Annotated in this window: 22 protein-coding genes; 7 read left to right on the top strand and 15 right to left on the bottom strand. The window is 69.8% G+C overall.

Annotated features, from left to right (window positions below; all coding sequences use genetic code 11):
• Nucleotides 1–191: 191 nt before the first annotated feature.
• The 4 genes from NE2_RS32340 to NE2_RS32325 form a co-directional block, all read right to left on the bottom strand.
• A complete protein-coding gene (locus NE2_RS32340) occupies nucleotides 192–797 on the bottom strand; it encodes a maleylpyruvate isomerase family mycothiol-dependent enzyme (RefSeq protein ID WP_063032274.1) in 606 nt (201 codons plus the stop codon).
• A gap of 93 nt (nucleotides 798–890) precedes the next feature.
• A complete protein-coding gene (locus NE2_RS32335) occupies nucleotides 891–2,456 on the bottom strand; it encodes a serine/threonine-protein kinase (RefSeq protein ID WP_063032272.1) in 1,566 nt (521 codons plus the stop codon).
• 233 nt (nucleotides 2,457–2,689) lie between these two features.
• A complete protein-coding gene (locus NE2_RS32330) occupies nucleotides 2,690–4,456 on the bottom strand; it encodes a penicillin-binding transpeptidase domain-containing protein (RefSeq protein ID WP_063032288.1) in 1,767 nt (588 codons plus the stop codon).
• 65 nt (nucleotides 4,457–4,521) lie between these two features.
• Nucleotides 4,522–5,388 (bottom strand): arylamine N-acetyltransferase family protein, encoded by an 867-nt coding sequence (locus NE2_RS32325; protein ID WP_063032270.1) that lies wholly within the window; start codon nucleotides 5,386–5,388, stop codon nucleotides 4,522–4,524.
• Between the two features lie 172 nt (nucleotides 5,389–5,560).
• Between NE2_RS32325 and NE2_RS32320 the strand changes: the two genes are divergently transcribed.
• The gene (locus NE2_RS32320) at nucleotides 5,561–6,733 is read left to right on the top strand and encodes a winged helix DNA-binding domain-containing protein (protein ID WP_063032267.1); all 1,173 of its coding nucleotides are present in this window, start codon (nucleotides 5,561–5,563) and stop codon (nucleotides 6,731–6,733) included.
• 6 nt (nucleotides 6,734–6,739) lie between these two features.
• Here NE2_RS32320 and nadC read toward each other — a convergent pair whose 3' ends face one another.
• From nadC to nadA, 3 genes are read right to left on the bottom strand one after another with little or no spacing between them, the layout of a single operon-like run.
• Complete coding sequence (gene nadC / locus NE2_RS32315; RefSeq protein WP_030514654.1) at nucleotides 6,740–7,600, bottom strand: carboxylating nicotinate-nucleotide diphosphorylase; 861 nt, start codon at nucleotides 7,598–7,600, stop codon at nucleotides 6,740–6,742.
• 34 nt (nucleotides 7,601–7,634) lie between these two features.
• A complete protein-coding gene (locus tag NE2_RS32310) occupies nucleotides 7,635–9,380 on the bottom strand; it encodes an L-aspartate oxidase (protein ID WP_063032287.1) in 1,746 nt (581 codons plus the stop codon).
• 44 nt (nucleotides 9,381–9,424) lie between these two features.
• A complete protein-coding gene (gene nadA / locus NE2_RS32305) occupies nucleotides 9,425–10,456 on the bottom strand; it encodes a quinolinate synthase NadA (RefSeq protein ID WP_063032265.1) in 1,032 nt (343 codons plus the stop codon).
• A 94-nt stretch (nucleotides 10,457–10,550) separates the two neighbouring features.
• Between nadA and NE2_RS32300 the strand changes: the two genes are divergently transcribed.
• Complete coding sequence (locus tag NE2_RS32300) at nucleotides 10,551–11,327, top strand: NUDIX hydrolase (protein ID WP_030514657.1); 777 nt, start codon at nucleotides 10,551–10,553, stop codon at nucleotides 11,325–11,327.
• A gap of 110 nt (nucleotides 11,328–11,437) precedes the next feature.
• Nucleotides 11,438–12,082 carry a DedA family protein gene (locus NE2_RS32295; RefSeq protein WP_063032285.1) on the top strand — a complete coding sequence of 215 codons (645 nt, stop codon included), beginning with the start codon at nucleotides 11,438–11,440 and terminating at the stop codon, nucleotides 12,080–12,082.
• 16 nt (nucleotides 12,083–12,098) lie between these two features.
• On the opposite strand, the gene NE2_RS36485 is transcribed toward NE2_RS32295, so the two are convergent.
• The 4 genes from NE2_RS36485 to bioB form a co-directional block, all read right to left on the bottom strand.
• Nucleotides 12,099–12,275: a hypothetical protein gene (locus NE2_RS36485; protein WP_167356813.1), complete on the bottom strand. Its 177-nt coding sequence runs from the start codon at nucleotides 12,273–12,275 to the stop codon at nucleotides 12,099–12,101.
• A 154-nt stretch (nucleotides 12,276–12,429) separates the two neighbouring features.
• The gene (locus NE2_RS32290; protein ID WP_063032263.1) at nucleotides 12,430–13,056 is read right to left on the bottom strand and encodes a DUF2567 domain-containing protein; all 627 of its coding nucleotides are present in this window, start codon (nucleotides 13,054–13,056) and stop codon (nucleotides 12,430–12,432) included.
• On the bottom strand, nucleotides 13,056–13,280 hold the full coding sequence (gene bsaP, locus NE2_RS32285) for a biotin synthase auxiliary protein BsaP (RefSeq protein WP_030514660.1): 225 nt from the start codon (nucleotides 13,278–13,280) through the stop codon (nucleotides 13,056–13,058). The genes NE2_RS32290 and bsaP overlap by 1 nt, the downstream gene beginning before the upstream one ends.
• An 83-nt stretch (nucleotides 13,281–13,363) precedes the next feature.
• Nucleotides 13,364–14,377, bottom strand: a complete 1,014-nt coding sequence (gene bioB, locus NE2_RS32280) for a biotin synthase BioB (protein ID WP_030514661.1) — start codon at nucleotides 14,375–14,377, stop codon at nucleotides 13,364–13,366.
• 99 nt (nucleotides 14,378–14,476) lie between these two features.
• Here bioB and NE2_RS32275 point away from each other — a divergent pair, with 99 nt between their 5' ends.
• From NE2_RS32275 to NE2_RS32260, 4 genes are all read left to right on the top strand, one after another.
• Nucleotides 14,477–15,061, top strand: coding sequence for a TetR family transcriptional regulator (locus NE2_RS32275; protein WP_030514662.1), 585 nt, complete (start codon nucleotides 14,477–14,479; stop codon nucleotides 15,059–15,061).
• 184 nt (nucleotides 15,062–15,245) lie between these two features.
• On the top strand, nucleotides 15,246–16,277 hold the full coding sequence (locus NE2_RS32270) for a FecCD family ABC transporter permease (protein ID WP_063032261.1): 1,032 nt from the start codon (nucleotides 15,246–15,248) through the stop codon (nucleotides 16,275–16,277).
• A complete protein-coding gene (locus tag NE2_RS32265; RefSeq protein ID WP_084494482.1) occupies nucleotides 16,274–17,137 on the top strand; it encodes an ABC transporter ATP-binding protein in 864 nt (287 codons plus the stop codon). Before NE2_RS32270 ends, NE2_RS32265 begins: the two co-directional genes overlap by 4 nt.
• A gap of 220 nt (nucleotides 17,138–17,357) precedes the next feature.
• Complete coding sequence (locus NE2_RS32260) at nucleotides 17,358–18,380, top strand: ABC transporter substrate-binding protein (RefSeq protein ID WP_063032282.1); 1,023 nt, start codon at nucleotides 17,358–17,360, stop codon at nucleotides 18,378–18,380.
• A 9-nt stretch (nucleotides 18,381–18,389) separates the two neighbouring features.
• On the opposite strand, the gene NE2_RS32255 is transcribed toward NE2_RS32260, so the two are convergent.
• From NE2_RS32255 to NE2_RS32240, 4 genes are all read right to left on the bottom strand, one after another.
• Nucleotides 18,390–19,535 carry an alpha/beta fold hydrolase gene (locus NE2_RS32255; RefSeq protein WP_063032259.1) on the bottom strand — a complete coding sequence of 382 codons (1,146 nt, stop codon included), beginning with the start codon at nucleotides 19,533–19,535 and terminating at the stop codon, nucleotides 18,390–18,392.
• A 73-nt stretch (nucleotides 19,536–19,608) separates the two neighbouring features.
• The gene (locus NE2_RS32250; RefSeq protein ID WP_063032257.1) at nucleotides 19,609–19,947 is read right to left on the bottom strand and encodes an MmcQ/YjbR family DNA-binding protein; all 339 of its coding nucleotides are present in this window, start codon (nucleotides 19,945–19,947) and stop codon (nucleotides 19,609–19,611) included.
• 57 nt (nucleotides 19,948–20,004) lie between these two features.
• Nucleotides 20,005–20,685: a dethiobiotin synthase gene (bioD, locus tag NE2_RS32245; protein WP_063032255.1), complete on the bottom strand. Its 681-nt coding sequence runs from the start codon at nucleotides 20,683–20,685 to the stop codon at nucleotides 20,005–20,007.
• 31 nt (nucleotides 20,686–20,716) lie between these two features.
• Nucleotides 20,717–21,865, bottom strand: a complete 1,149-nt coding sequence (locus tag NE2_RS32240; RefSeq protein WP_063032253.1) for an 8-amino-7-oxononanoate synthase — start codon at nucleotides 21,863–21,865, stop codon at nucleotides 20,717–20,719.
• Between the last annotated feature and the right edge of the window lie 198 nt (nucleotides 21,866–22,063).

Raw genomic sequence — 22,063 nt, 5'->3', positions numbered from 1 at the left:
ATGCGGGCCGGCCGCGCAACACGTACGGCCCGGTCTTCGCCGACTGCTCGACGACCCCGATCAGGCATCGCTTACACGGTCGAGCCCGACTCGCCGGGCGCGACCGCTCTGCGCCTCCTCGCCGACTGGCCGACCGAGACCGAAACCGCTGCGCGATAGCGGCATTCGCGGCCGGCGGTCGCTGCGGCGGATCACACGCCGTGACGGCGGCGCAGCGTCGCCACTCCCTCACCGGTGAGGTCTTCCAGGGCGGCGGGGCGGCCCACCGCGGCCAGCGCCAGCGCCTCACCCGGCCCGCGGACTTCCGGGCCGGTGCCGGCGGACCACTCCACGTCGGTGGCGACGAACCGCAGGCCGCGGGTATATCTGCGCGGGCCGGCGAACGGGTCGGGATGGCGCAGCACCGCGACCAGGCGGTCGGCCGGGATGGTACGGGGGCGGCCGAGCGGACGGCGAATGTCCTGCTGATGCACCAGGATGTCGGCCAGGCCCAGGCTCGGCCACTTGCCGGTGATGCGCTGTCCGGAGTTCTCGAATCGCTCGATGAGCTGCGCCGGGGTGAGGTCGCGCACCCGGTCGACGAGACCGTTGTTGACCCGGTCGGTGTTCATCCGATGAGCGAGGGCGAAGCGGGTGTAGCCCAGCAGGGAGATCTCGTCGTAGAGCAGGTGCCCCACCACATCACGCACCCGCCACCCCGCGCACAGGGAGGGCGCCTCCCATTCGTCGTCGCTCAGATCACGCAGCAGCGTAATCAGTTCGGCCCGTTCGTCGTTCAGCAGCTGCCGAGTGCTCACGCCTCGACCCTACCGGGGCCACACCGGACGTGACAGCTACCGCGGACGGATCGACGCCTCCGCCCGTGGGCGGAGGCACCGCGCGCGGCGGAATCAGTGGGTGTCGCTGTCGATCAGCAGCTTCCCGCTGCTGCCCACCACGACGCGGAGTTCGATCGACTTGGACTGACCGCCGTAGGTGATGCTGGCGACCGACATATCCACCGAGCCGTCGGAATTGGCGCTGCTGCCGCCGCCGCGTGCGCCTTCGATGGTGTTGTACGCCGTGATCTGGTTCTGCTTCCAGTAGGTCGCGAACGCCTGCTGGCTGCCGTACACCTGCTGCGCCGCGGGAGTGAGCAGATTCCACGCGGTGCCGGTGTTCTGGTCGACGAGGGCGTCGTAGAAGTTCTGGATGACACCGGCCGCCGAGCCGACATCGGTCTTCCCGGCGCTCTTGGTCTGGCCCACGGCCGCGACGCTCTGCGTCGAGGTACCCGCCTGCGCGGTGGCGGTCGACGACGGCGAATGCGCCTGCGAGCCCGGCGATTCCGTCTTGGCGCCGCCGAACATCAGATACAGCGCCGCGGCGACGATCACCAGACCGGCGGCGAAACCACCGGCGAACACCCACGGTTTCGCATTGCGTGGGGGTGCCGGCGCGGCGGCGGGCACGGGATGGGAGCGGGTGGGATGCGCGGCGGCCGCGGCGGGCCGCACTGGCTGCATCTCCGGTTCGGACAATACCGCCGCGGTGGCCATCATCTCCGCGGTGGAGATATCCGCCTGTGCCGCACGGCGATCCAGGGTGCGCGTGGCCTGGCGGCGAGCGCCCCCGCGGTGGGTGGCCAGCATCCGGGTCGATTCGGCATCGGCGGCCTGATCCGCGAAATCGGCCAGCTGATCGCGCACGTCGGTCATGCTCGGCCGGTCCTCCGGCTCGAAGCTCAGCAGATCCAGCAGCAGATCGGTGAGCGGGCCGGCGTTGCGCGGCTGGCTCAGCTGACCATTGGCCGCGGCGTACAGCAGCGCCAGCGGATTCGGATTGGTGCCGTAGGGCGGTTCTCCCTCGAGGGCATGGAAAAGCGTTGCGCCCAGGGCGAATACGTCGGCGGCCGGGCTGGGTTCCGCACCGCGCGCGACTTCGGGAGCCAGATAGGCGGCGGTGCCGGAGATCAGGCCGGTGGCAGTGAGGTTGACGTCACCCTTGGCCTTCGAGATACCGAAGTCGGTGATCTTCACGGTGCCGTTGTCGCCGAGCAACACGTTGCCGGGCTTGATGTCTCGGTGCACGATGCCGGCGCGATGGGCGGCCACCAGCGCCGAGGCGATCTGCTCGCCGATGCGCGCCACCTGCAGCAGCGGCAGCGTCCCCTGCGAGGACAGCACCACGGCCAGGCTCTGCGACGGCAGATATTCCATGATCAGGCAGGGATCGCCGTCGTGGTCGGTGATATCGAAGACCACGATCGCGTTGGGGTGCTGGAAGCGAGCCGCGTTGCGGGCCTCCCTAGACGCGCGCTGACGCACGATCTCTTTCTCACCCGGCGGCAGGCTGGGCTGGGTGAGGATCTGCTTGATCGCGACCGACCGTTCGAGTCGTTCGTCGACGGCACGCCAGACGACGCCTGTGCCGCCGCTACCAATCCGCTCGACCAGGCGGTAATGCCCTGCGATCACTTGGCCGGTTTCGATGGCACTACTCCGAGTTTCTCCGCGATCCGTGACTTACCGCGCGCGGGGTCAGGTCCCGCGCGTGTTCCCGGACGAGTGTAGCGGGCGTGACGGGCCGCTTTGACGCCGGAACGAGATCTGTGTCGAATATGTGTGACCACCATGCGATGCGGTCGAGATCAATCCGCTATACAGCGAGAGTATGTGTGATGAACTTCACTCGATCTCAGGGCGTGCTACTACTGATTCCGCAGGAAACGTCCGGCCGCCTCGACCGCCGGCGTCGAGCTGCCGGCATCGGCGACGAACACCGCCAGTGCCAGATCGCCGTCGATGCCGACGAACCAGCCGTGCGCGTGGGTGTCGTCGATGTATTCGGCCGTACCCGTCTTGCCGAGCATGCCGGGAATGTCGGCGAGACTGGTGGCCGTGCCGTTCGTAATCGTCTCGCGCATCATGGATTTCACCTGATCGAGCACCGGTGCGGGCACCGGCTCCGGCGTCCGGTCCGCGGTCCCGGGCGATCCCGCCACGATGGTGGGCGCCGGCACCGAACCGTGGGCGACGGTCGCGGCGACCAACGCCATGCCGAACGGCGACGCCGTCACCCGGCCCTGGCCGATGCCCTCCTCGACCCGCAGCGCGGAAGTGTCTGCGGTGGGCACCTTTCCGGTCACCGTGGTCATGCCGGGGGCGGTGAAATCCACACCGAGGCCGAGTTGCGCGGCCGCGCGGGTCAGCCCATCGGGCGGCAGGTTCACCGCCAGCCGTCCCATGGTGGTGTTGCAGGACCGCGCGAAAGCGGTGTGCAAGGGGACGGTGCCGAGGTCGAAGTTGTTGTCGTTGGGGATCTGCCGGCCCTCGATGTTCTCGGTGCCGGGGCAGGCGAGCATCGTGTCGGCGGTGACCTGCCCGGCCTGCAACGCGGCCGACACGGTGACCGTCTTGAAGGTCGAACCCGGTGGGTACAGCCCGGTGAGCGCGATCGGCCCCTGCGCGTCGGCGGGCGCGTTCTGCCCCACGGCGAGAACGTCACCCGTGGACGGTCGCAGCGCCACCATCGCGGCCGGAGTGGGGATCGGCGCGAGCGCGGCCTCGGCGCGGCGCAGCATTCCGGTGTCGAGAGTGGTCCTGATGTCGGCGACGGGTTTCGGGTCCTGTCCGCCCACCGTGTGGACGCCGTCGGCGGCCTGCGCGCGCACGGCCCAGCCGGCCGCGGCGTCGGTACTGTGCTGCCAGAGGTCGCTCACGCCGGACAGGGCCGGTGAGGTCAGCGTCTTGTCGACGGTGAGCAGCCGGGTCTGCGGTGCCGGCGTGACGTTCGGCAGCGCGGCGAGCCGATCCTGCACCGGGGCGAGATCATCGGCCCGCAACGCGATCGCGGTGACGGACTTGCCCTGCGCCTTGTCCATGTCCTGGCGCAGGCTCGCCGCGGTGATACTCGGATCGATCGGTCCCAGGACGGCCGCAACGGTATTCGGGTCGGCGCCGGGCGCCAGCTGCACCAGGGTGACGACCTGCTGGGTCATCAATTCCGCGCCGTCGCGGTCGAGCACGCGCGCGGCCGGTTGCGGGGCCACGGTGTCGTAGGACAGCGGCCCGGTCTCGAGGCCGGGCGCCACGGTGGCCGGATTCCACCGAACCTTCCACTGGTCGCCGGATTCGTCGGCGGTGCCGGTGGTGGTGTAGGTCCACTGATTTCCGGCCGTGCCGAAGGTCCAGGTGGTGGCGAGGCCGAACGTCGCGTGGTGGTCGGACCGGTCCGCCGAGCGCACGTCGACGCGCACCTTCTTGCCGAGGCTGTCGAAGAGGGCGCCGAGGGTGGTCGTGGCCTGCGCCGGATCGCTGGTCACGGCGGCCGCGGCGGCGGGATCACCGTGACTCAACGCCTCGGCGAAGGTGTGCACGCTGCGGTCGAGCCGGTCGGCGGAACTGTCTCCGGAACAGGCGGCGGCAGCGAGAATCGGGGCGGCGAGCAGGGCGAACAACTTCGATCCGGTGCGCACGCGGCCGACACTACCGCCGCGCGCCGCCGCGGTGCGGTAATCGCCCGCCCCGCGCGGGCCGCCGGTCAGCGGCGCAGCCACTCCCCTGCCGCCAGTGTCGCCGCGTCCGCGTCGTCGAGTTCGATATCGAATTCGGCCGCCAGAATCTTCGGCAGATCGGCCGGCGGCAGATCGCGGCTGTGCGAGGCGCCGTCCGGATATTCGGTGATCCAGGTGGTGTTGTCGATGACGTCGTGCCGGTCCGGCCGGAATCGCTGCACGTACGGCCGGGTCACGAACGGCGAGCGCGGGGACGTGGAGACGAAGTGATTGCCCACCGCGTAGTCGATGCGGTACTGCGGATTCATGGTGAAGCTGTAGCGGTCGATCCAGCCGTCGCGGGCGAAGTGATGCAGCACCCACAGCTGCGAATCGAGTTCACCGCGCGTGCGTTCCAGCCGGAATCGCCAGTCGCCGGCGCGCACCTCCCCCGCATCGGGATTCAGCTCGAGCGGGGCCAGCGGCCCGGAACCGAAACCGACATCGCACAGCCACACCCGCTCGTCGTCGGCGGTGGTCACACGCAGCAGGGCGTGCGTCGCCGGGCGGATCTCACGGCCCGCACCCATACTCACGCGCCCGTGTAAACCGGTGACACCGAAGCCGATCCGTTCCAGCGCGGCGGCGAACAGGCCCACATTCTCGTAGCAGTAGCCGCCGCGGCGGGATCGGACGATCTTGTCCTGCAACGACGGAAGATCCAGCAGCACCGGACGTTTCAGCACCGGTTCGATGTTCTCGAACGGGATGGTGGTGGTGTGCGCGTACTGCAGCGCGCGCAGGGTGTCGAGGGTCGGCGCCGGCGTTCCGGTGAAGCCGATGCGGGCGAAATACGCCGGCAGATCCAGTGCCGCACCGTCCCAGTTCGAGACCGGGGCCGGGTTTTCCGTCATGAGTTCTCCTGTGTGGTCTCGCGTCCGGAGGGCGCGCAGCCGCCCGCGTGCAGGTGCGGTCTCGATGACCGTCGTTCGCCTCATGATCAACGACAACGTGTCCCACATCCTTCCCACTACTGCGGGTGCGGATGTCGTCCTCGACGCGGACCGAGCAGGCTAGGATTCGCCCATGCGTTCGATTACGGTCGCTCAGCGACGCGCGCGGCTGGCGCGGCGGCATCGGCTCGCTGTCGAATCCCGAGGTACCGATCCCGCGGATATCGCCGATTCGATGGTCGCCCTGCACGCCACCGATCCCGCGACGGTGTACCTCGCGGTGTGTGCCCGCACGCGGGGCCTGGCTCCGGCGGACGTGGAGCGCGCCCTCTACGAGGATCGGTCGCTGCTGCGGCTGCTGGCGATGCGCCGGACCATGTTCGTCGTGCCGGTCGGCCTGGTTCCCGTCCTGCAGGCCGCGGTGGCCGACGCGCTCGCGATCAAGCAGCGCCGCGCCTACGGGAAGTATCTGACCCAGGCCGTCGAGGGCGATATCGATGCCTGGCTGGCCGACGTGGCCGACGAGACCCATCGTGAACTGCTGGCCCGAGGCAGTGCGACCGGCGCGCAACTGTCGGCCGCCGTGCCCCGGCTGCGCACCCAGGTCGACACCGCACCCGGCAAGCCGTATTCGAAACCCACCAACATCACCACCTGGGTGCTGCTCATCCTCGGGTGCGACGGGCTGATCGTGCGCGGCCGCCCCAACGGCGGCTGGACCAGCAGCCAGTACACCTGGGCGCCGCGCGAGACATGGCTACCCGCCGACGCCGCGCCGATCGCACTCGACGCGGCGCGCGCCGAACTGGCCCGCCGCTGGCTGCGCAGCTTCGGACCGGCTCCCGTCGAGGATCTGACCTGGTGGACCGGGTGGACGAAAACGGATGTGCGCAAGACGCTTTCGAGTCTCGACCTCACCGAAGTCGACCTCGACGGCCGGCCCGGAGTGATGCTGTCCGACGATACGGATCCCGAACCCGAGACCGAACCGTGGGCGGCGCTCCTGCCGGCCCTGGATCCGACTCCGATGGGCTGGCAGTCGCGCGACTGGTTCCTCGGCCCGCACGCGCCGGCCCTGTTCGACACCAACGGCAATATCGGCCCGAGCATCTGGGTGGACGGCCGCATCGTCGGCGGCTGGGCTCAGCGCGCCGACGGCGAGATCGCCTGGCGGCTGATGGAGGACGTCGGCGCCGATGCGAAAGCGCTGATCGACGCCGAGGTCGAGCGCACCGCCGCCTGGTACGGCGACGTGCGCGCCATCCCCCGCTTCCGCACCCCGCTGGAGCGCGAACTCACCAGCTGATCCCCCTCACATGTCCAGGCCGAGATCCAGCACCCGCACCGAATGAGTGAGGGCGCCGACCGCCAGATAGTCGACGCCGGTGCGCGCGTAGTCGGCGGCGGACTCGAGGGAGAGCCCGCCGGAGGATTCGAGTTTCGTGCGCGGCGAGCGGCTGTTGCGACGCTGGACGGCGGCCTGGGTGGCCCACAGCGGGAAGTTGTCCAGCAGCACCAGTTCCACATCCTCGGCGAGGACGGCGTCGAGCTGATCGAGGCTGTCGACCTCGACCTCACATTCGATATCGGGATCCAGTTCGCGCACCGCACGCAGCGCGGCGACCACCGATCCGGCGGCCACGACGTGGTTGTCCTTGATCAGGGCGGCGTCGCCGAGGCCCATCCGATGGTTGACGCCACCACCGACGCGCACCGCATACTTCTGCAGCGCACGCAGCCCCGGCAGGGTTTTGCGGCTGTCGCGGATGCGGCACTCGGTGCCCTCGACCGCATCCACCCAGGCGGCGGTGGCGGTGGCGATTCCGGACATGTGGGTGACCAGGTTGAGCATGGTGCGCTCGGCGGTCAGCAGCTGCCGGGTCGGCGCGACGACCGTCAGCACCGCGTCGCCGGGGCCGACGCGGGTGCCGTCGGCGACGCGATCGGTCACCTCGTAGTTCCCGGCGCCGATCACCTCGTCGAGTACCAGCAGCCCGACATCGATGCCGGCCACCGTGCCCGGCTGGCGTGAGACCATCGCGGCCTTGACGGTCGCCTCGGCGGGAACCGTTGCGGCCGAGGTGATATCGGGCCCGTAGCGCAGATCCTCATCGAGGGCGGTGCGGATCAGGGTGCGCAGTTCCCCGGGGTCGAGTTGCGGGTCCAGTGCCATCATCTACTCCTCAGCAGGTGGTGCGTGGCGGCGGTCATCGAGTGCTCACCGCCGGCAGCGGGTCCGCGGCGGGGAGCGGATCGGCGACGACCTGCGGGCGGCCGTCGTCACCGAGCCGGATCGCGACGCTGCGCCGCAACTCCTCGCGCGGATCGGGGTAATCGGATCGGGTATGGCAGCCGCGGCTTTCGGCGCGGGCGGTGGCCGCGAGGAGCAGGGTGCGCGCGGTCAGGGTCAGGGCGGCGTCCTCCACCGCGGCCAGCACGCCGGCCTGTTCGCCGTGGAGCCGCGAAACCGCGTGCGGCGCGGCCGTTTCCGGCGCAGCGGTCGCGCGGCCGCTTCCGTCGTCCGCGGGACCGGACGGCTCCGCGCCGGGAACCCCTTGTGCCGCAGCGCCTTCCGTAGCATCCGCGGCCTCGGATTTCCCGGATCCGCCACCGCGCAGATGCAGGACGCGCAGCATCGCCCCGCGCAGCCCGTCACCGTCGCGCACCACGCCGGCGTGTGCCGACATCAACTGTTGCAGGGCGGTGCGGTCGATGCGCGGCAACGACAGCTCCGGCACCGCGGTCACCTCCGATGCGGAGGCGGTCCGCTCGGCCGCCGCGGCACCCACTCGCTCGCCGACGACCAGGCCCTCGAGCAGGCTGTTCGATGCCAGCCGGTTCGCGCCGTGCAGACCGGTGCGCGCCACCTCGCCGGCCGCGTACAGGCCGGCGACGGCGGTGCGCCCGTGCGTATCGGTGACGACCCCGCCGCACTGGAAATGCGCGGCCGGCGCGACCGGGATCAGGTCGGCACGCGGATCGAGGCCCGCGGCGCGGCACGAGGTGGTGATCGTCGGAAACCGTTGTGCGAAACCGTCGATCGCGCGGGCGTCGAGATACACGTGATCGGTGCCGAGCTGTCGCATCCGGGCGGCGATGGCCTTGGAGACGATATCGCGCGGTGCCAGATCGCCCCGCGGATCGACACCGGCGGTCACCGAATCACCGTTCGAATCGACCAGCACCGCGCCCTCGCCGCGCACCGCCTCGCTGATCAGCGGCCGCCGGCCCAGCCCGCCGGGACTGAACAGCACGGTGGGGTGGAACTGCACGAATTCCAGATCGGCGACCAGCGCACCGGCCCGCAGCGCCAGCGCGATGCCGTCGGCCGTGGCGCCGGGCGGATTGGTACTGCAGGCGTAGAGCTGGCCGAGACCGCCGGTGGCCAGCAGGACGGCCGGTGTGTGCACGATGCCGAAACCCTGGTCCGACACCACGATCACACCGCGCACACCGTCGGGCCCGGTGACGATGTCGAGGGCAGCGGTGCCGAACAGCACCGGCAGGCCGGCGGCGTTGAGCGCGCGCTGCACCTCGGCGCCGGTGGCGTCACCACCGGCGTGAATGATGCGGCGAGTGCTGTGCCCACCCTCGCGGGTGCGCGATACCTGGCCGTCGCGGCCGAGATCGAAGACCGCGCCCAGGTCGGTCAGCGCCGCGACGGCATCCCGGCCGCCCGCCACGATGGAGCGCACCGCCTGCGCGTCGCACAGTCCCGCCCCGGCGTCGACGGTGTCGGCGACATGGGAGTCGACGGTGTCGCCGTCCGGCGCGACGACCGCGATACCACCCTGTGCGTATTGCGTGGACGTATCCGTCGGGCCGCCCTTGCTCAGGGTCAGGACCCGCAACCCCCGCAGCGAGGCGGTGCGGGCCGCGGTCAAACCCGCGACACCGCCACCGATCACCACCAGATCAGCTTCGGCTTCCCAGCCGATCGAAGGCGTCATCATCATCGATCGAACCTTTCCGGCCCGCCCGGAGGCGGGTGCCGGTGCTATTCGCCGCCGCCGGGATTGCCGATGGCGATCATGCGCTGCACCGAATTACGTGCCAGCGCTGCGGTTTCCGGATCGACGTGCACCTCGTCGACGTTGTCGGTCAGGCATCGCAACAGCGCCGCCGGGGTGATCATCTTCATGTACTTACAGGCGGCGCGATCGTTGACCGCCTGGAAGTCGATGTCCGGCGCGGCCTTGCGCAGCTGATGCAGCATGCCGACCTCGGTCGCGACCAGCACCTGCTTCGATTGCGCGTTCTTGGCGGCGTCGATCATGCCGCCGGTGGACAGGATGTGCACCCGGTCGGCCGGGAAGGCACCCTCGCCGGCGAGGTAGAGAGCCGACGTGGCACACCCGCACTCGGGGTGCACGAACAGTTCCGCATCGGGATGAGTGCGGGCCTGTTCGGTGAGCTCGTCGCCGTTGATCCCCGCGTGCACGTGGCATTCACCGGCCCAGATGTGCATGTTCTCGCGACCGGTGACGCGCTTGACGTGCGCGCCGAGGAACTGGTCGGGCAGGAACAGCACCTCGCGGCCGGGGTCGATCGACGCGACCACGTCGACGGCGTTGGACGAGGTGCAGCAGATGTCGGTGAGGGCTTTCACCGCGGCGGTGGTGTTCACGTACGACACCACCACGGCGCCGGGATGCTCGGCCTTCCACTCGCGCAGTTCGTCGGCGGTGATGGAGTCGGCCAGTGAACATCCGGCGCGTTGATCCGGAATCAGCACGGTCTTGTCCGGGCTCAGGATCTTCGCGGTCTCGGCCATGAAGTGCACACCGCAGAACACGATGGTGTCCTCGGGGACATCGGCGGCGATCCGCGACAGTGCGAGGGAATCGCCGACGTGATCGGCGATGTCCTGGATCTCGGGTAGTTCGTAGTTGTGCGCCAGGATGGTGGCGTTGCGCTCGCGCGCGAGTCGCTTGATCTCGGCCGCCCACTCCGGTGTGGCCTCGACTCCGCCGTAACCGGCCGGACCGTCGACGACCTGCGCTGCGAATGCCTGCGTCGGTGACGCCATGGCATGCTCCTTCCTCATGCGCCCGGCACCCTCACCGGTCGCATCACCCCGGGCCGATTAGCTTCAACCCGGTTTTCGACTTACAATCGAAAACGTGGCCCATAGTAGCACCATTCACGAATCGCTCACCGCGGTGTTCCAGGTTCGTCGCTTCATGGACACCGTCACCGCAGGTCCGGAGGGTGATCGCTCGGTAATTGCGAGCGAACCGGTGGATCCACAGAGTCCGCGCGGCAATCATGGGCGACGCACCGAACTCGGGGTGCTGCTGTGGCAGCGGGCGATGGAACCGCAGACCGGTACCTGGTCGCTGCCCGGCGGCCGGCTGCGCGACGACGAGGATCTCGACACCTCCGCCCGCCGTCAGCTGGCCGAGAAGGTCGACGTGCGGGAGCTGTGGCATATCGAGCAGCTGTCTGTCTTCAGTGATCCGCATCGCGTGCCCGGGGTGCGCCGTATCGCCTCGGCCTACCTGGGTCTGGTGCCGCTGACCGCGGACCCGCAACTGCCCGCCGACACCCGCTGGCATCCGGTTTCCGCGCTGCCGAACATGTCGTTCGACCACGGCACCGTCGTCCACCACGCCCGCACCCGGCTGGCGGCGAAGCTGTCGTACACCAATATCGCCTTCGCCCTGGCGCCTTCGACGTTCACCATGTCGACCTTGCGCGAAATCTATTGCACCGCTCTGGGTTACGAGGTCGACACCACGAATCTGCAGCGCGTGCTGAGCCGCCGCAAAGTGATCACGCCGACCGGGGAGACCGCCGCGCCGGGTAAGTCGGGCGGGCGGCCGGCGGCGGTCTATCGGTTCACCGACGACGAGATTCGGGTCACCGACGAATTCGCGGCGTTGCGGCCGCCGGGGTGAGCGGTCTCCGCGCTGTGTGAGCGGACCGCCTGCGGGCAGCGGGGTCACTGCGAACGATGCGCGCCGACCGCCGCCGACGCCTGTGGTCCGCGCACGGTAGCGTCGGCGGAATGGAATCGCTGATGCACCGGATTCTCGATATCGCGCCGGTGTGGATCTACCTGACGGTGGGCCTGCTCGTCTTCGCCGAGGACGCGATCTTCGTCGGCTTCGTGATTCCGGGCGAGACGGCGGCCGTCCTCGGCGGTGTCGCGGCCAGCCAGGGGCATGTCCTGCTGTGGGCGATGATTCTGCTGGTGGTGGCCGCGGCGATCATCGGCGACTCGGTGGGCTACGAGGTGGGCAAACATTTCGGCAGCCGCCTGCTCGCCGCCTCGTACCTGGACAAGCACCGCGGTCGCCTGGACAACGCTCAGGAGTTCCTCGCCCGCCGCGGCGGCTGGGCGGTCTTCCTCGGCCGCTTCACCGCCTTCTTCCGCGCGGTGATGCCGGCCCTGGTGGGCGCCTCCCGCATGCCCTATCCGAGGTTCCTCTCGTTCAACGCCTTCGGCGGCATCGTCTGGGGAACGACCTTCGTGGTCCTCGGCTACATCGCCGGCAATTCCTACGAGAAGGTGGCGAAGACCGTCGGCCGCGATATGGCGATCGCGGTCGTGGTGATCGTCGTCGTGGCACTGATCGTGTGGAAGCTGCGGGAACGACGCCAGGAGAAGAAGATCGAATCCGAATACCACGCCACCCACGACGGACGGTGAATCCCCTACCGCCGGCTCACCACTGCCGATCCCGATGCTTGACCGTGCGCCGATAGGTGCGCTTGTTCGCCACCGGCTGCGCCGCAGCGGACCGGCGAAGTTCGTGCCGACGCCGCCACGCGGTGAGATCGGGACGTTCGAGCTGTTCGGTTGCCGCGCAATCACTTCCGATTCGCGCGTTCGTTCCTGCCATTCGTATACACCTCCCCTCCTGGCTGATCCGGCGCAACGGTAACCACCGCGAGCCCGGATCGCCATCGAATAACCGGCGATCCGGGCCGCCGGCAGCGGTCAGCCATGCCGCGCACGACAGCATTCACCCAGTGGCGCAACGTGGTCGGCGCGATTCAGCGCTGCGAATCGGCGTTCTGATAGGACCCGGGCCGATGGTAGGGCCCGTAGGTCACCTCGGAGAGTGGCGTGCGGGGTGCGGGTTCCGCCGTGTCGCCACGGCCGCTCCCGAGGTCCTCGGAGGTGCTCAGCGCCGACAGCAGGAGGATGACCAGTCCGGCGATCAGCGGTTGCAGCAGGAGGGCGGTCCAGCCTTCGACAGTGGGCGCGAGCTCCACGACCGTGTGCACGGGCGGGTTGTGTGAGCGGGGGTGGATCCAGCGCGCGACCTGTTCGCCGAACCACGACATCAGCCAGGCCCCGGCCAGCGAGCCGATCAGCAGACTCACCAGCATGATCGGCCCGCGCATCACGCGCCGGCGCCACACGGCGGCGGCGGTGAGCAAGCCGGCCACGAAGCCGACGCAGCCGAAGATCGCGACCGCGTCGAAGCGGTGCGCGCTTTCACCGGTGAGCGCCATACCGCTACCGGGTTCGACGACGAAGACCTTCTCGGTCGGGGCGAGCATGGCCCACACTCCGCCGCCGATGATGCTGACCACCAGCACCGCCGCGACGATTCCCAGCGCCGCGCGCAGCTCGCGCGGTGCGGGAGAGGCTGCGGCGGCGCCGCGGGAGGTCATCAGCGATGGTCCAGGCTGTGGGAATCGATCACCCCGTGCCGGGAGCATTTCGCCCACCAGCCATCCGGACTCACCTGCACGATCATCCGGCGGCCGCAGTGCTCGCAGTAACGCGGCGGTTCCAGGCCCAGGGCCGCGGCCGCCGGCACCGGATCGTCGAGACCCACGACGATCCGCTTCCCCGTGTACGGGTTGTAGCGCTCTTGCATATCAGGCTGTGGCATCTGGACCACCATTCGCGAAACCCCTTATGAAGTGCAGCTCTCCAGCTGCTCGACAATACCCGAACCGCCGCGGCCGCGGGCGCTCAGAGGGTCTCGTTGAGCGCCTTGATCGGCATCTTCAGATCGGTGAGCAGGTCCAGGTCCGCCTCGGCGGGACGACCGAGCGTGGTCAGGTAGTTGCCGACGATGACGGCGTTGATCCCGCCCAGGATGCCCTGCTTGGCGCCGAGGTCGCCCAGGGTGATCTCGCGGCCGCCGGCGAAGCGCAGGATGGTGCGCGGCAGCGCGAGCCGGAACGCGGCGACGGCGCGCAGCGCGTCGGCCGCGGGCAGCACCTCGAGGTCACCGAAGGGGGTGCCCGGGCGCGGGTTGAGGAAGTTCAACGGAACCTCGTCGGGCTCCAATTCCGCCAGATTGGCGGCGAATTCGGCCCGCTGCTCCAGGGTTTCGCCCATACCGAGGATGCCGCCGCAGCACACCTCCATACCGGCCTCACGCACCATGCGCAGGGTGTCCCAGCGCTCCTCCCAGGTGTGGGTGGTGACCACGTTCGGGAAGTGCGAGCGGGAGGTCTCGAGGTTGTGGTTGTACCGGTGCACGCCCATGGCGGCGAGCTGATCGACCTGTTCCTGGTTGAGCATGCCCAGCGAGCAGGCGACCTGGATGTCGACCTCGTTGCGAATGGCCTCGACGCCGGCGGCGACCTGCGCCATCAGCCGCTCGTCCGGACCGCGCACGGCGGCGACGATGCAGAATTCGGTCGCGCCGGTCTTGGCGGTCTGCTTCGCGGCCTCGACCAGGCTCGGGATGTCGAGCCAGGCGGCGCGCACCGGCGACTGGAACAGACCCGACTGCGAGCAGAAGTGGCAGTCCTCGGGGCAGCCGCCGGTCTTGAGCGAGATGATGCCCTCGACCTCGACCTCGGGGCCGCACCACTTCATCCGCACCTCGTGCGCGAGCTCCAGCAGCGCCTCGAGCTGGTCGTCGCCCAGACGCAGCACCTCGAGGGTCTGCTCCTGGGTCAGCCCGACGCCACGTTCGAGCACCTGCTCACGCGCGGTGGCCAGAATGTCGGTCTTCACGGGTGCCTGCGTCACAGCACGAATCCCTTCTCCCGGCCGGTGCGGCCGTGCAACTTGAACGGTGTTCAGGCTAGGGTAGCGGGGTCAGTGAGTCAAAACATGCGAGGGGTAGAAGTGCAGCTACATCGGGCGGATGTGATCGACGGCGCCATCGCCATCCTCGATCAGTACGGGCTCGCCGATCTGACCATGCGCCGCCTCGCCACCGCTCTGCACGTGCAGCCGGGGGCGCTGTACTGGCATTTCCCGAACAAGCAGGCGCTGCTCGGCGCGGTCGCCGACCGCATCCTCACCCCGATGGACGAGCCCGTCGCCGCCGAGGACTGGCCGGGCCAGATCAGCGAACTGGCGCATCGGCTGCGTTCGTGCCTGCTGGCGTATCGCGACGGCGCGGAGGTGGTCTCGGCCACCTACGCTTCCCGGCTGACCACCAGCAAGGGCCGGGAACGCTTGGCCAGTGCGATGATTCGCGGCGGCATGACGCGCGAGGAGGCCGATCTGGCCGCCTACACGCTGCTGTACTACGTACTCGGCGAGACGGTGGACGAGCAGTCGCGGATGCAGATGGATTCCGCGGGCGCACTGGCGGAGGAGGATTCCCCGCTCTACGAGAACACCTCGGCCACCGAGCGGTTCGACTTCGGATTGCAGTTGTTCGTGGGCGGGGTGCTGCATCTGCTCGGGAGCCGGGTGCGCTAGCCGGACATTTCGGACGGTAGTATTCGGGACCGTCATCCCCGGCGGCGCGGGAATCCGGTGGGAATCCGGGACGGTCGCGCCACTGTGACCGCGGCGGCCGCTGATGCGGACCGGTGCGGGAGTCAGACCTCGGTCGCCGGGCACTGCTCTGAAAAGGTCGCGTGATGCCTGTGGAGTTCCGGCGATGAACCGCGTCCGGACAACGATCGTCGTTCCCCTGACGCTGGCGTCGCTGCTCGTCGCGATGGTCGCGGCGACCGCGTGCGGCGCCGAACCGCTGCCGATTCGAGCGGTGGTCGAGGTGCTGGGCGGACATCTGGGCGGCGGCGGTGCGGTCGATTCCGCCTTCGACACCATCGTGTGGCAGTTGCGGGTGCCGCGCACGATACTGGCCGCCGTGGTCGGCGCGGGACTGGCGCTCGCCGGTGCCGCCATGCAGACCTTGGTGCGCAATCCCCTGGCCGATCCCTATCTGCTGGGTGTGTCCTCGGGCGCGGGGGTGGGCGCCGCGGCCGTGATCACGTCGGGCCTGTTCGCGGGGGCGGGAATCTGGGCGCTGTCGGGCGGCGCGCTCGTCGGCGCCTTGGTCGCGGCGGCAACGGTTTTCGCGATCGCGATGGCGCAGGGCGGATTGACGCCGCTGCGTCTCGTGTTGACCGGAACGGTGCTGGGATCGGCGTTTTCGGCACTGAGCAGCTATCTCATCTTCCGCAGCGCCGATCCGAAGGCCGCGCAGTCGGTGCTGTTCTGGCTGCTCGGCAGCCTGGCCGGGGCGGATTGGACCCGAATCGCGATGCCCGCCACCGTGGTCGCGGTCGCGGGCGCGGCGCTGTTCGCCGTACACGGCTGGCTCGACGCGCTGAGCGTGGGCGCCGATACCGCCGCATCGGTGGGAGTGCCGGTGCGGGCCGTGCGCTACGGGCTGTTCACCGGGCTGGCGATTCTGGTCGGCGTCCTGGTGGCGGTGTCCGGCGGGATCGGTTTCGTGGGTTTGGTGGTACCGCATGCGGCGCGGATGCTGGTGGGCTCCACCCATCGGCGATTACTACCGGTCGCCGCGCTGTGCGGTGCGCTGTTCCTGGTCGTGGCCGACGCGGCGGCCCGGGTCCTGGTGCGGCCCATCGAAATTCCGGTCGGTGTGCTCACCGGGCTGATCGGCGCACCGGTGTTCCTGCTGCTGATGGGTCGGCGGCACTACCGGTTCGGTGCGGCATGATCCGCCGTCTCCGGACCCGCGAGCCCGAACCCGTGGCCTGTGTGCGGCTGCCCGCTGCGAAGGCGGCGGAGCCCGCGCCCGCTGTTCTCCGGGTCCGGCAGTTGGCATGCGGGCCCCGCCACCGGGACGTGCTGACAGGCATCGATTTCGGCGTCGAGCCCGGTGAAGTGGTCGGCATCGTCGGGCCGAACGGCGCCGGGAAATCCACGCTGCTGCGCACACTGGGCGGACTGCTGCGCCCACGGCAGGGCCGGGTCCTGGTGAACGGCGAAGCGCTGCACGCGATGTCGCCGCGACGGCGCGCGCGTCTGGTCGCCATGGTGGGACAGGACGACCAGCCGCCGGCGGATCTGTGCGCCGGTGAGGTGGTCGCCTTGGGGCGCACGCCGTATCTGCCGCCGTGGGGCGCCGGTAGTCCGGCCGAACGCCGCGCGGTCGGCGAGGCCTTGGCGGCGGTCGATCTCGACGGCTTCGCCGAGCGCCCGGTGCGGCGGATGTCCGGCGGTGAGCGGCAGCGGGTCCTGCTGGCCCGGGCGCTGGCGCAGGCGAGTCCGCTGCTGTTGCTGGACGAGCCGACCAATCACCTGGACATCACCCACCGGCTCGCGCTGCTGGATCTGGTTCGGGGACTGGACCGCACGGTCGTGGTCGCCCTGCACGATCTGACCTTGGCCGACCGATACTGCGATCGGGTGCTGGTCGTGCACGACGGATCCGCATCGGATCCGCGTCCGCCCCGGGAGGCGTTGAGTTCCGAGGTTCTCGCCACGGTCTTCGGTGTGCGCGCGGCGCGCGTGCGGCATCCGGAGACCGGTGCGACACATCTACTGCTGGAACCGAATTCCGAGGCTGCGGGATGAGGTACCGGCACCGCTGCGGTGACCCGAACCGACCGCACCGACCGACGCCGGCCGGGGCCCACCCGCCGCTCGCGGACGTCGGTCATCGTGATCCCGGCACCACACGGGTCACCGCTGTCGAGAAACGGCGGCGCATATGCCGGCCGTCCACCGTGCACGAACCTCGTCGGCGCCGCGAACCCGGCAGCTGTAGTCCCGAAAACCGTTGAAGGTGGACGATATGCGAATTCTGCGTTGGCTCGCCGTCGGGTCGACCGTCGCGTCCTTGGTGGCGTGCGGCCCCGCGCAGCCCTCGGACGGCAACCTGACCCTGACCAATTGCGGTGAACAGGCACGCTTTCCGGCGCCGGCACAGCGCATGTTCGTCAACGACACCAATATGGTCGCGATGACGCTGGCGTTGGGCGCACAGGATTCGGTGGCCGCCGTGGCCGGTCTGCAACAGGACGTCGCGACCCTGCGGCGGCACTACGGTGACGTGGTCGATCGCCTGAACAATGTCGCGCCGACCTCGCCGTCGCGGGAGACGGTGCTCGCCCAGCGCCCCGATGTGATGGTGGCCGGCTGGAACTACGGCTACAGCGAGGCCACCGACCTCACCCCGGATACGCTGCGCGCCCACGGTATCGCCCCCTACATCCTCACCGAGAGCTGCCGCCCGCACGCCGGTCTGCGGCAGCGCGGCACCGTCGAGCCGTGGGCGGCGCTGCGCGCGGATCTGTCGAACCTGGGTGCGATCACCGGCCGTCCCGATCGGGCCACCGCACTCGTCGCCGACATCGATACCCGCCTCGAGCGACTGCGCGCGGCACCGCGGGCCCCGACGCCACCGACCCTCTTCGTCTTCGACAGCGCGAGCGACACCATCTTCTCCAGCGGCAGATTCGGCGGACCCCAGGCCGTACTCGAGGCCGCGGGCGCCCGCAACGCACTCGACGATGTGGCCGACACGTGGACGACGGTGTCGTGGGAACGCCTGGCCGCCGCCGACCCGGACGCCATCGTCTTCGTCGACTATCCGGGGCAGAGCTTCGCCCAGAAGGTGGAAGCGCTGCGCGCCAAACCCGGAATCAACCGGCTGCGCGCGGTCACGCACCAGCGGTTTCTCGATCTGCCCTATGTGCTGTGGACGTCGAGCCCACTCAATATCGATGCCGCCGAGCAGGTGCGGGCCCACCTCGAGCGGTGGAACATGGTGCCGCCCTCGGGAATTCGCCCGGCCTTCGACGACGCCGTGCGCTGAACCGGCGGGTCAGGGCATGCCCATGGACTGCTCGGAGTGCACCAGCCCGATGAACGGCACGATCTGCTGCGCGATCACCGTGTTGTATTCCCGGGGATGTTGGCGCGGATCGGCGTGGCCCGTGCTGCGGGTCAGTACCACCAGGAGTGTGCCGTCGACACCGCCGACGGTGTCGATCAGTGCGCGATGGGTGTATTCGTCGTCCACGACGGAATCCCGGTACGGATTGTGCGGGCGGATGAACGCGACGGCCGGGCGGGGTTTGCCGGCCGCCGGTTTCGCCAGCGCGCGCAGGTCGTCGATCGCGCCGCTGGCGACGATGGCCTTGAACTGATCTTCGATGAGGCCGTTGCTGGCGGCGTCGGTGTTGAAGATCTTCTGCCGCAGCACATCGGTGACGGTGCGGCGCAGCGACGCCATCCGGATGCCGGGCGGACTGGAACCATAGTCGACGAATTGGTCACGCCGGGAATAGGTTTCCGCCAGCAGTCGCAGCCCCCGGCTCTCCCGCGCGCCCGGGAACCAACCGAACCAGCGCAGCAGATCCTCGCCCTGGTCGCGGCTTTCCGGCCGCACCGCGGCCAGGTTGACCGGCGTGCAATCCAGGATCACCCCCGACAGGGTGCGCGTGCTGTGGGTGTGGATGTGTTTGGCGATCTCGAGGGCGATCACCCCGCCCATGCTGTGGCCGACCAGCATCACCTTGTGGATGCGGGCGGCCTCGGTGACGCGGATGATCAGATCGCTGATGACCTTGGTGTCGATACCGGTGTTGTCGTATCGCACCGCCCACACCGAACCCAGTTGCCGCAGTGAAGGCAGGGCGCGCGCGGTATCGGAGGCATCGAGCGAACCCAGGCCTACGAGGTCGAACACCGCGGTGTCGCGGTCGCTCGCCGCGGCCGGGCCGGAGACGGGCAGCACCGCAGGATCGGTGCGCGCCAGCCGTGCCTGCTCGGGGGAAACGTCGTAATGCCAATATTGCGCGAACACGACCAGTACGACGATCGGGACCAGCGCCGCCCGCAGCAGCACGCGCCGCGTCCGCCCCAGCGTCCGCGAGCGGTGCCCCACACGGGTTTCGGCCAGCCGGGCCCGCCGTCGCGCATCGTCGTAATCCGCGACCGTGGAAGGGTGCCGATCTCGCATGGACATCCCCACCCACTGTAAGGGTGTTCGCGACCGGCGCATCCCTTCCGTGCCGCGCCGCGGTGATACCCGATATCGATTACCGCTGGTCGTCGAGGAGGTTGCGGGGTGCGGCCTGGCGCCACGAATCGAGGATGATCGCCTCCAGTTCGGCCCGGTCGTCCAGGGCGGCCAGCCGGGCACGCACCCACGCGTTACCGGCCTCGTGCGCGGCGATCCAGAATTTTCCGGGCTCGGCCACGACCAGTTCGTCGCGGTCGACGATCGGGCAGCGCACCGCCATCGAGGTCTCTGCCTCGGGCAGCGTCAGAAACAGCTTGCCCGCGACCCGGAAAGTGGGCATCCCCCACGCGAATTGCTCCGACGTCTCCGGCAGCGACAGGGCATAGTCGCGGGCATCCTCCCCGGTTGCGCTCATGCCCGCATCCTGCCAGGCCCCACCGACACGAACCTGGGCGTCGCCGCCACGGGCGGCTCAGCCGAGGTATCGCCGCATCCAGTCCGCGTGGAACCAGCCGGAGGCGGTATCGGCGAATCGCTCGGGCAGCCACTGTCCGGCGCCCTCGGGAATCACCCCGACGACCTCGACACCGGTGACCTCGGGCAGGTCGGTGCGGTTGCATTCGGAGGCGAGATCCGGTGCGCTCGGCCAGGATCCGATGACCAGTCCCGCGCAGCGCACACCGGCGGCGGTGAGGGCTCGGGTGGTGAGTTCGCTGTGGTTGAGGGTGCCCAAGCCCGCGGCCGCCACCACCAGTACCGGTGCGTCCAGTTTCTGTGCCAGTTCGAGCAGCGTGAACTCCCCGACGCGAACCAGCAGTCCGCCCGCGCCCTCGATCAGCGTGAGGTCGGCATCGGCCAGCGAGTCGATTCCGGCCACCGTCTCACCGAGGGTGAGCAACGGTTGCCCGCAGCGGCGGGCGGCGGTGTCGGGGGCCAGCGGTTCGGGATAGCGGGCCAGTTCCAGCGTGCGGGTCACGCCCGACAGCCGCTCGATCACCGCGAGGTCGCCGGGTTCGCCCGGAGCCACGCCGGTCTGTGCGGGTTTGCATACCGCGACCGTGCGCCCGGCCGACCGCGCCGCCGCGGCCAGCGCGGCCGTGACGACGGTCTTCCCGACATCGGTCGAGGTTCCCGTGACGATCAACCTGCTCATAGCGCCTCGCTCCTGTCGTTGCTCGCATCACTCAGGCGGCCTGCGGATCCCGCGCCGCGGTCAGCACCTCGTCCAGCACCGTGGCGATGGTCTCCATCTCGGCATCGGTGAGATCGGCACGCGCGGTCAGCCGCAGCCGCGAGGTGCCTTCCGGCACCGACGGCGGCCGGAAGCAACCTACGCTCAGACCGCGCTCCCGGCACTGCTGCGCGGCGTCGTAGGCGACCTGCGCCTGTCCCAGCACCACCGAGACGACCGCCGAATCCGGTTGCGGCACATCGGCGATGCGCGCGATATCGGCGGCCCGGGTGAGCACTCGCCCGCCCAGCTCCGGTTCCTTGCGCAGCAGCCGCAGGGCCGCATGTGCGGCGCCCACCGCGGCGGGCGCCAATCCGGTGTCGAAGATGAACGTGCGCGCGGTATCGATGAGGTGGGCGCGTACCCGCTCGTCGCACAGCACGATTCCGCCCTGCGCGGCAAGGGCTTTGGACAAGGTGGCGGTCACGATCAGGTCCGGCTGCCCGGCCAGGCCGAGTTCCTGCACCAGGCCGCGGCCACCGTCGCCACGCACGCCGATGCCGTGCGCCTCGTCGACGATCAGCACCGCACCGTTCGCGCGGACCACCCGATGCAGATCGGCCAGCGGCGCGAGGTCGCCGTCGGCGCTGAACACCGAGTCGGTGAGCACCAGCGCGCGGTCCTCCGTGCGCTGCGACAGCAACCGGTCGACCGCCTCGACATCGCGATGCGGCGCGATCTCCACCCGCGCCCGCGAGAGCCGGCAGGCGTCGACCAGCGAGGCGTGGCTGCCGGCATCGGAGACCACCAGCGCGCCGCGCCCGGCCAAGGCGGTGACGATGCCGAGGTTGGCGGCATAGCCGGAGGCGAAGACCAGGCCCGCCTGCGCCCCGACGAAGTCGGCCAGGTCGGCCTCGAATTCCTCGTGCGCGACCGTGGTGCCGGTGACCAGCCGCGATCCGGTCGCACCGGCGCCCCAGGTCCGGACCGCCTCGACCGCGCCCGCGATCACCTCGGGGTGCCGGGACAGGCCCAGGTAGTCGTTGGAGGCGAGGTCGATGAGATCGCTGTGCGCCGGTCGCGCCCGCAGCTGCCGCCGCAATCCGGCGCGCACCCGGTCACCCGCACGCTCGTCCAACCAGCTCAACGGATCCTCGTTCACAGCTCGGAAGCATACTTGAACGCCGTTCAGGACGATGACGGCGGGGGCTGTCGGCCGGACCCGCACAGGTCAGCGCGGCGGGTTCCAGTCGAGGGCCCGATCGAAGGCACGCAGCATGGCCCAGCCGGGCATCAGCCGCAGCGCGGTGTCGCGAGCCCGCACGGCGGGCGCCCAGGACCACTGCGCGACCGTCCCGAT

The sequence above is a fragment of the Nocardia elegans NBRC 108235 genome (assembly GCF_001612845.1).
Classification (GTDB): domain Bacteria; phylum Actinomycetota; class Actinomycetes; order Mycobacteriales; family Mycobacteriaceae; genus Nocardia; species Nocardia nova.
Note: the sequence above shows the minus strand (reverse complement) of the source record. Positions and strands in the feature narration are given on the sequence as shown.

Excerpts from the sequence above, each read along its gene's own strand:
- NE2_RS32325 (WP_063032270.1), bottom strand. The coding sequence starts at position 5,388 with ATGACGGAAAACCCGGCCCCGGTCTCGAACTGGGACGGTGCGGCACTG.
- NE2_RS32320 (WP_063032267.1), top strand. The coding sequence starts at position 5,561 with ATGCGTTCGATTACGGTCGCTCAGCGACGCGCGCGGCTGGCGCGGCGG.
- nadC (WP_030514654.1), bottom strand. The coding sequence starts at position 7,600 with ATGGCACTGGACCCGCAACTCGACCCCGGGGAACTGCGCACCCTGATC.
- NE2_RS32310 (WP_063032287.1), bottom strand. The coding sequence starts at position 9,380 with ATGATGACGCCTTCGATCGGCTGGGAAGCCGAAGCTGATCTGGTGGTG.
- nadA (WP_063032265.1), bottom strand. The coding sequence starts at position 10,456 with ATGGCGTCACCGACGCAGGCATTCGCAGCGCAGGTCGTCGACGGTCCG.
- NE2_RS32295 (WP_063032285.1), top strand. The coding sequence starts at position 11,438 with ATGGAATCGCTGATGCACCGGATTCTCGATATCGCGCCGGTGTGGATC.
- NE2_RS36485 (WP_167356813.1), bottom strand. The coding sequence starts at position 12,275 with ATGGCAGGAACGAACGCGCGAATCGGAAGTGATTGCGCGGCAACCGAA.
- NE2_RS32290 (WP_063032263.1), bottom strand. The coding sequence starts at position 13,056 with ATGACCTCCCGCGGCGCCGCCGCAGCCTCTCCCGCACCGCGCGAGCTG.
- bsaP (WP_030514660.1), bottom strand. The coding sequence starts at position 13,280 with ATGCCACAGCCTGATATGCAAGAGCGCTACAACCCGTACACGGGGAAG.
- NE2_RS32270 (WP_063032261.1), top strand. The coding sequence starts at position 15,246 with ATGAACCGCGTCCGGACAACGATCGTCGTTCCCCTGACGCTGGCGTCG.
- NE2_RS32265 (WP_084494482.1), top strand. The coding sequence starts at position 16,274 with ATGATCCGCCGTCTCCGGACCCGCGAGCCCGAACCCGTGGCCTGTGTG.
- NE2_RS32260 (WP_063032282.1), top strand. The coding sequence starts at position 17,358 with ATGCGAATTCTGCGTTGGCTCGCCGTCGGGTCGACCGTCGCGTCCTTG.
- NE2_RS32255 (WP_063032259.1), bottom strand. The coding sequence starts at position 19,535 with ATGTCCATGCGAGATCGGCACCCTTCCACGGTCGCGGATTACGACGAT.
- NE2_RS32250 (WP_063032257.1), bottom strand. The coding sequence starts at position 19,947 with ATGAGCGCAACCGGGGAGGATGCCCGCGACTATGCCCTGTCGCTGCCG.
- bioD (WP_063032255.1), bottom strand. The coding sequence starts at position 20,685 with ATGAGCAGGTTGATCGTCACGGGAACCTCGACCGATGTCGGGAAGACC.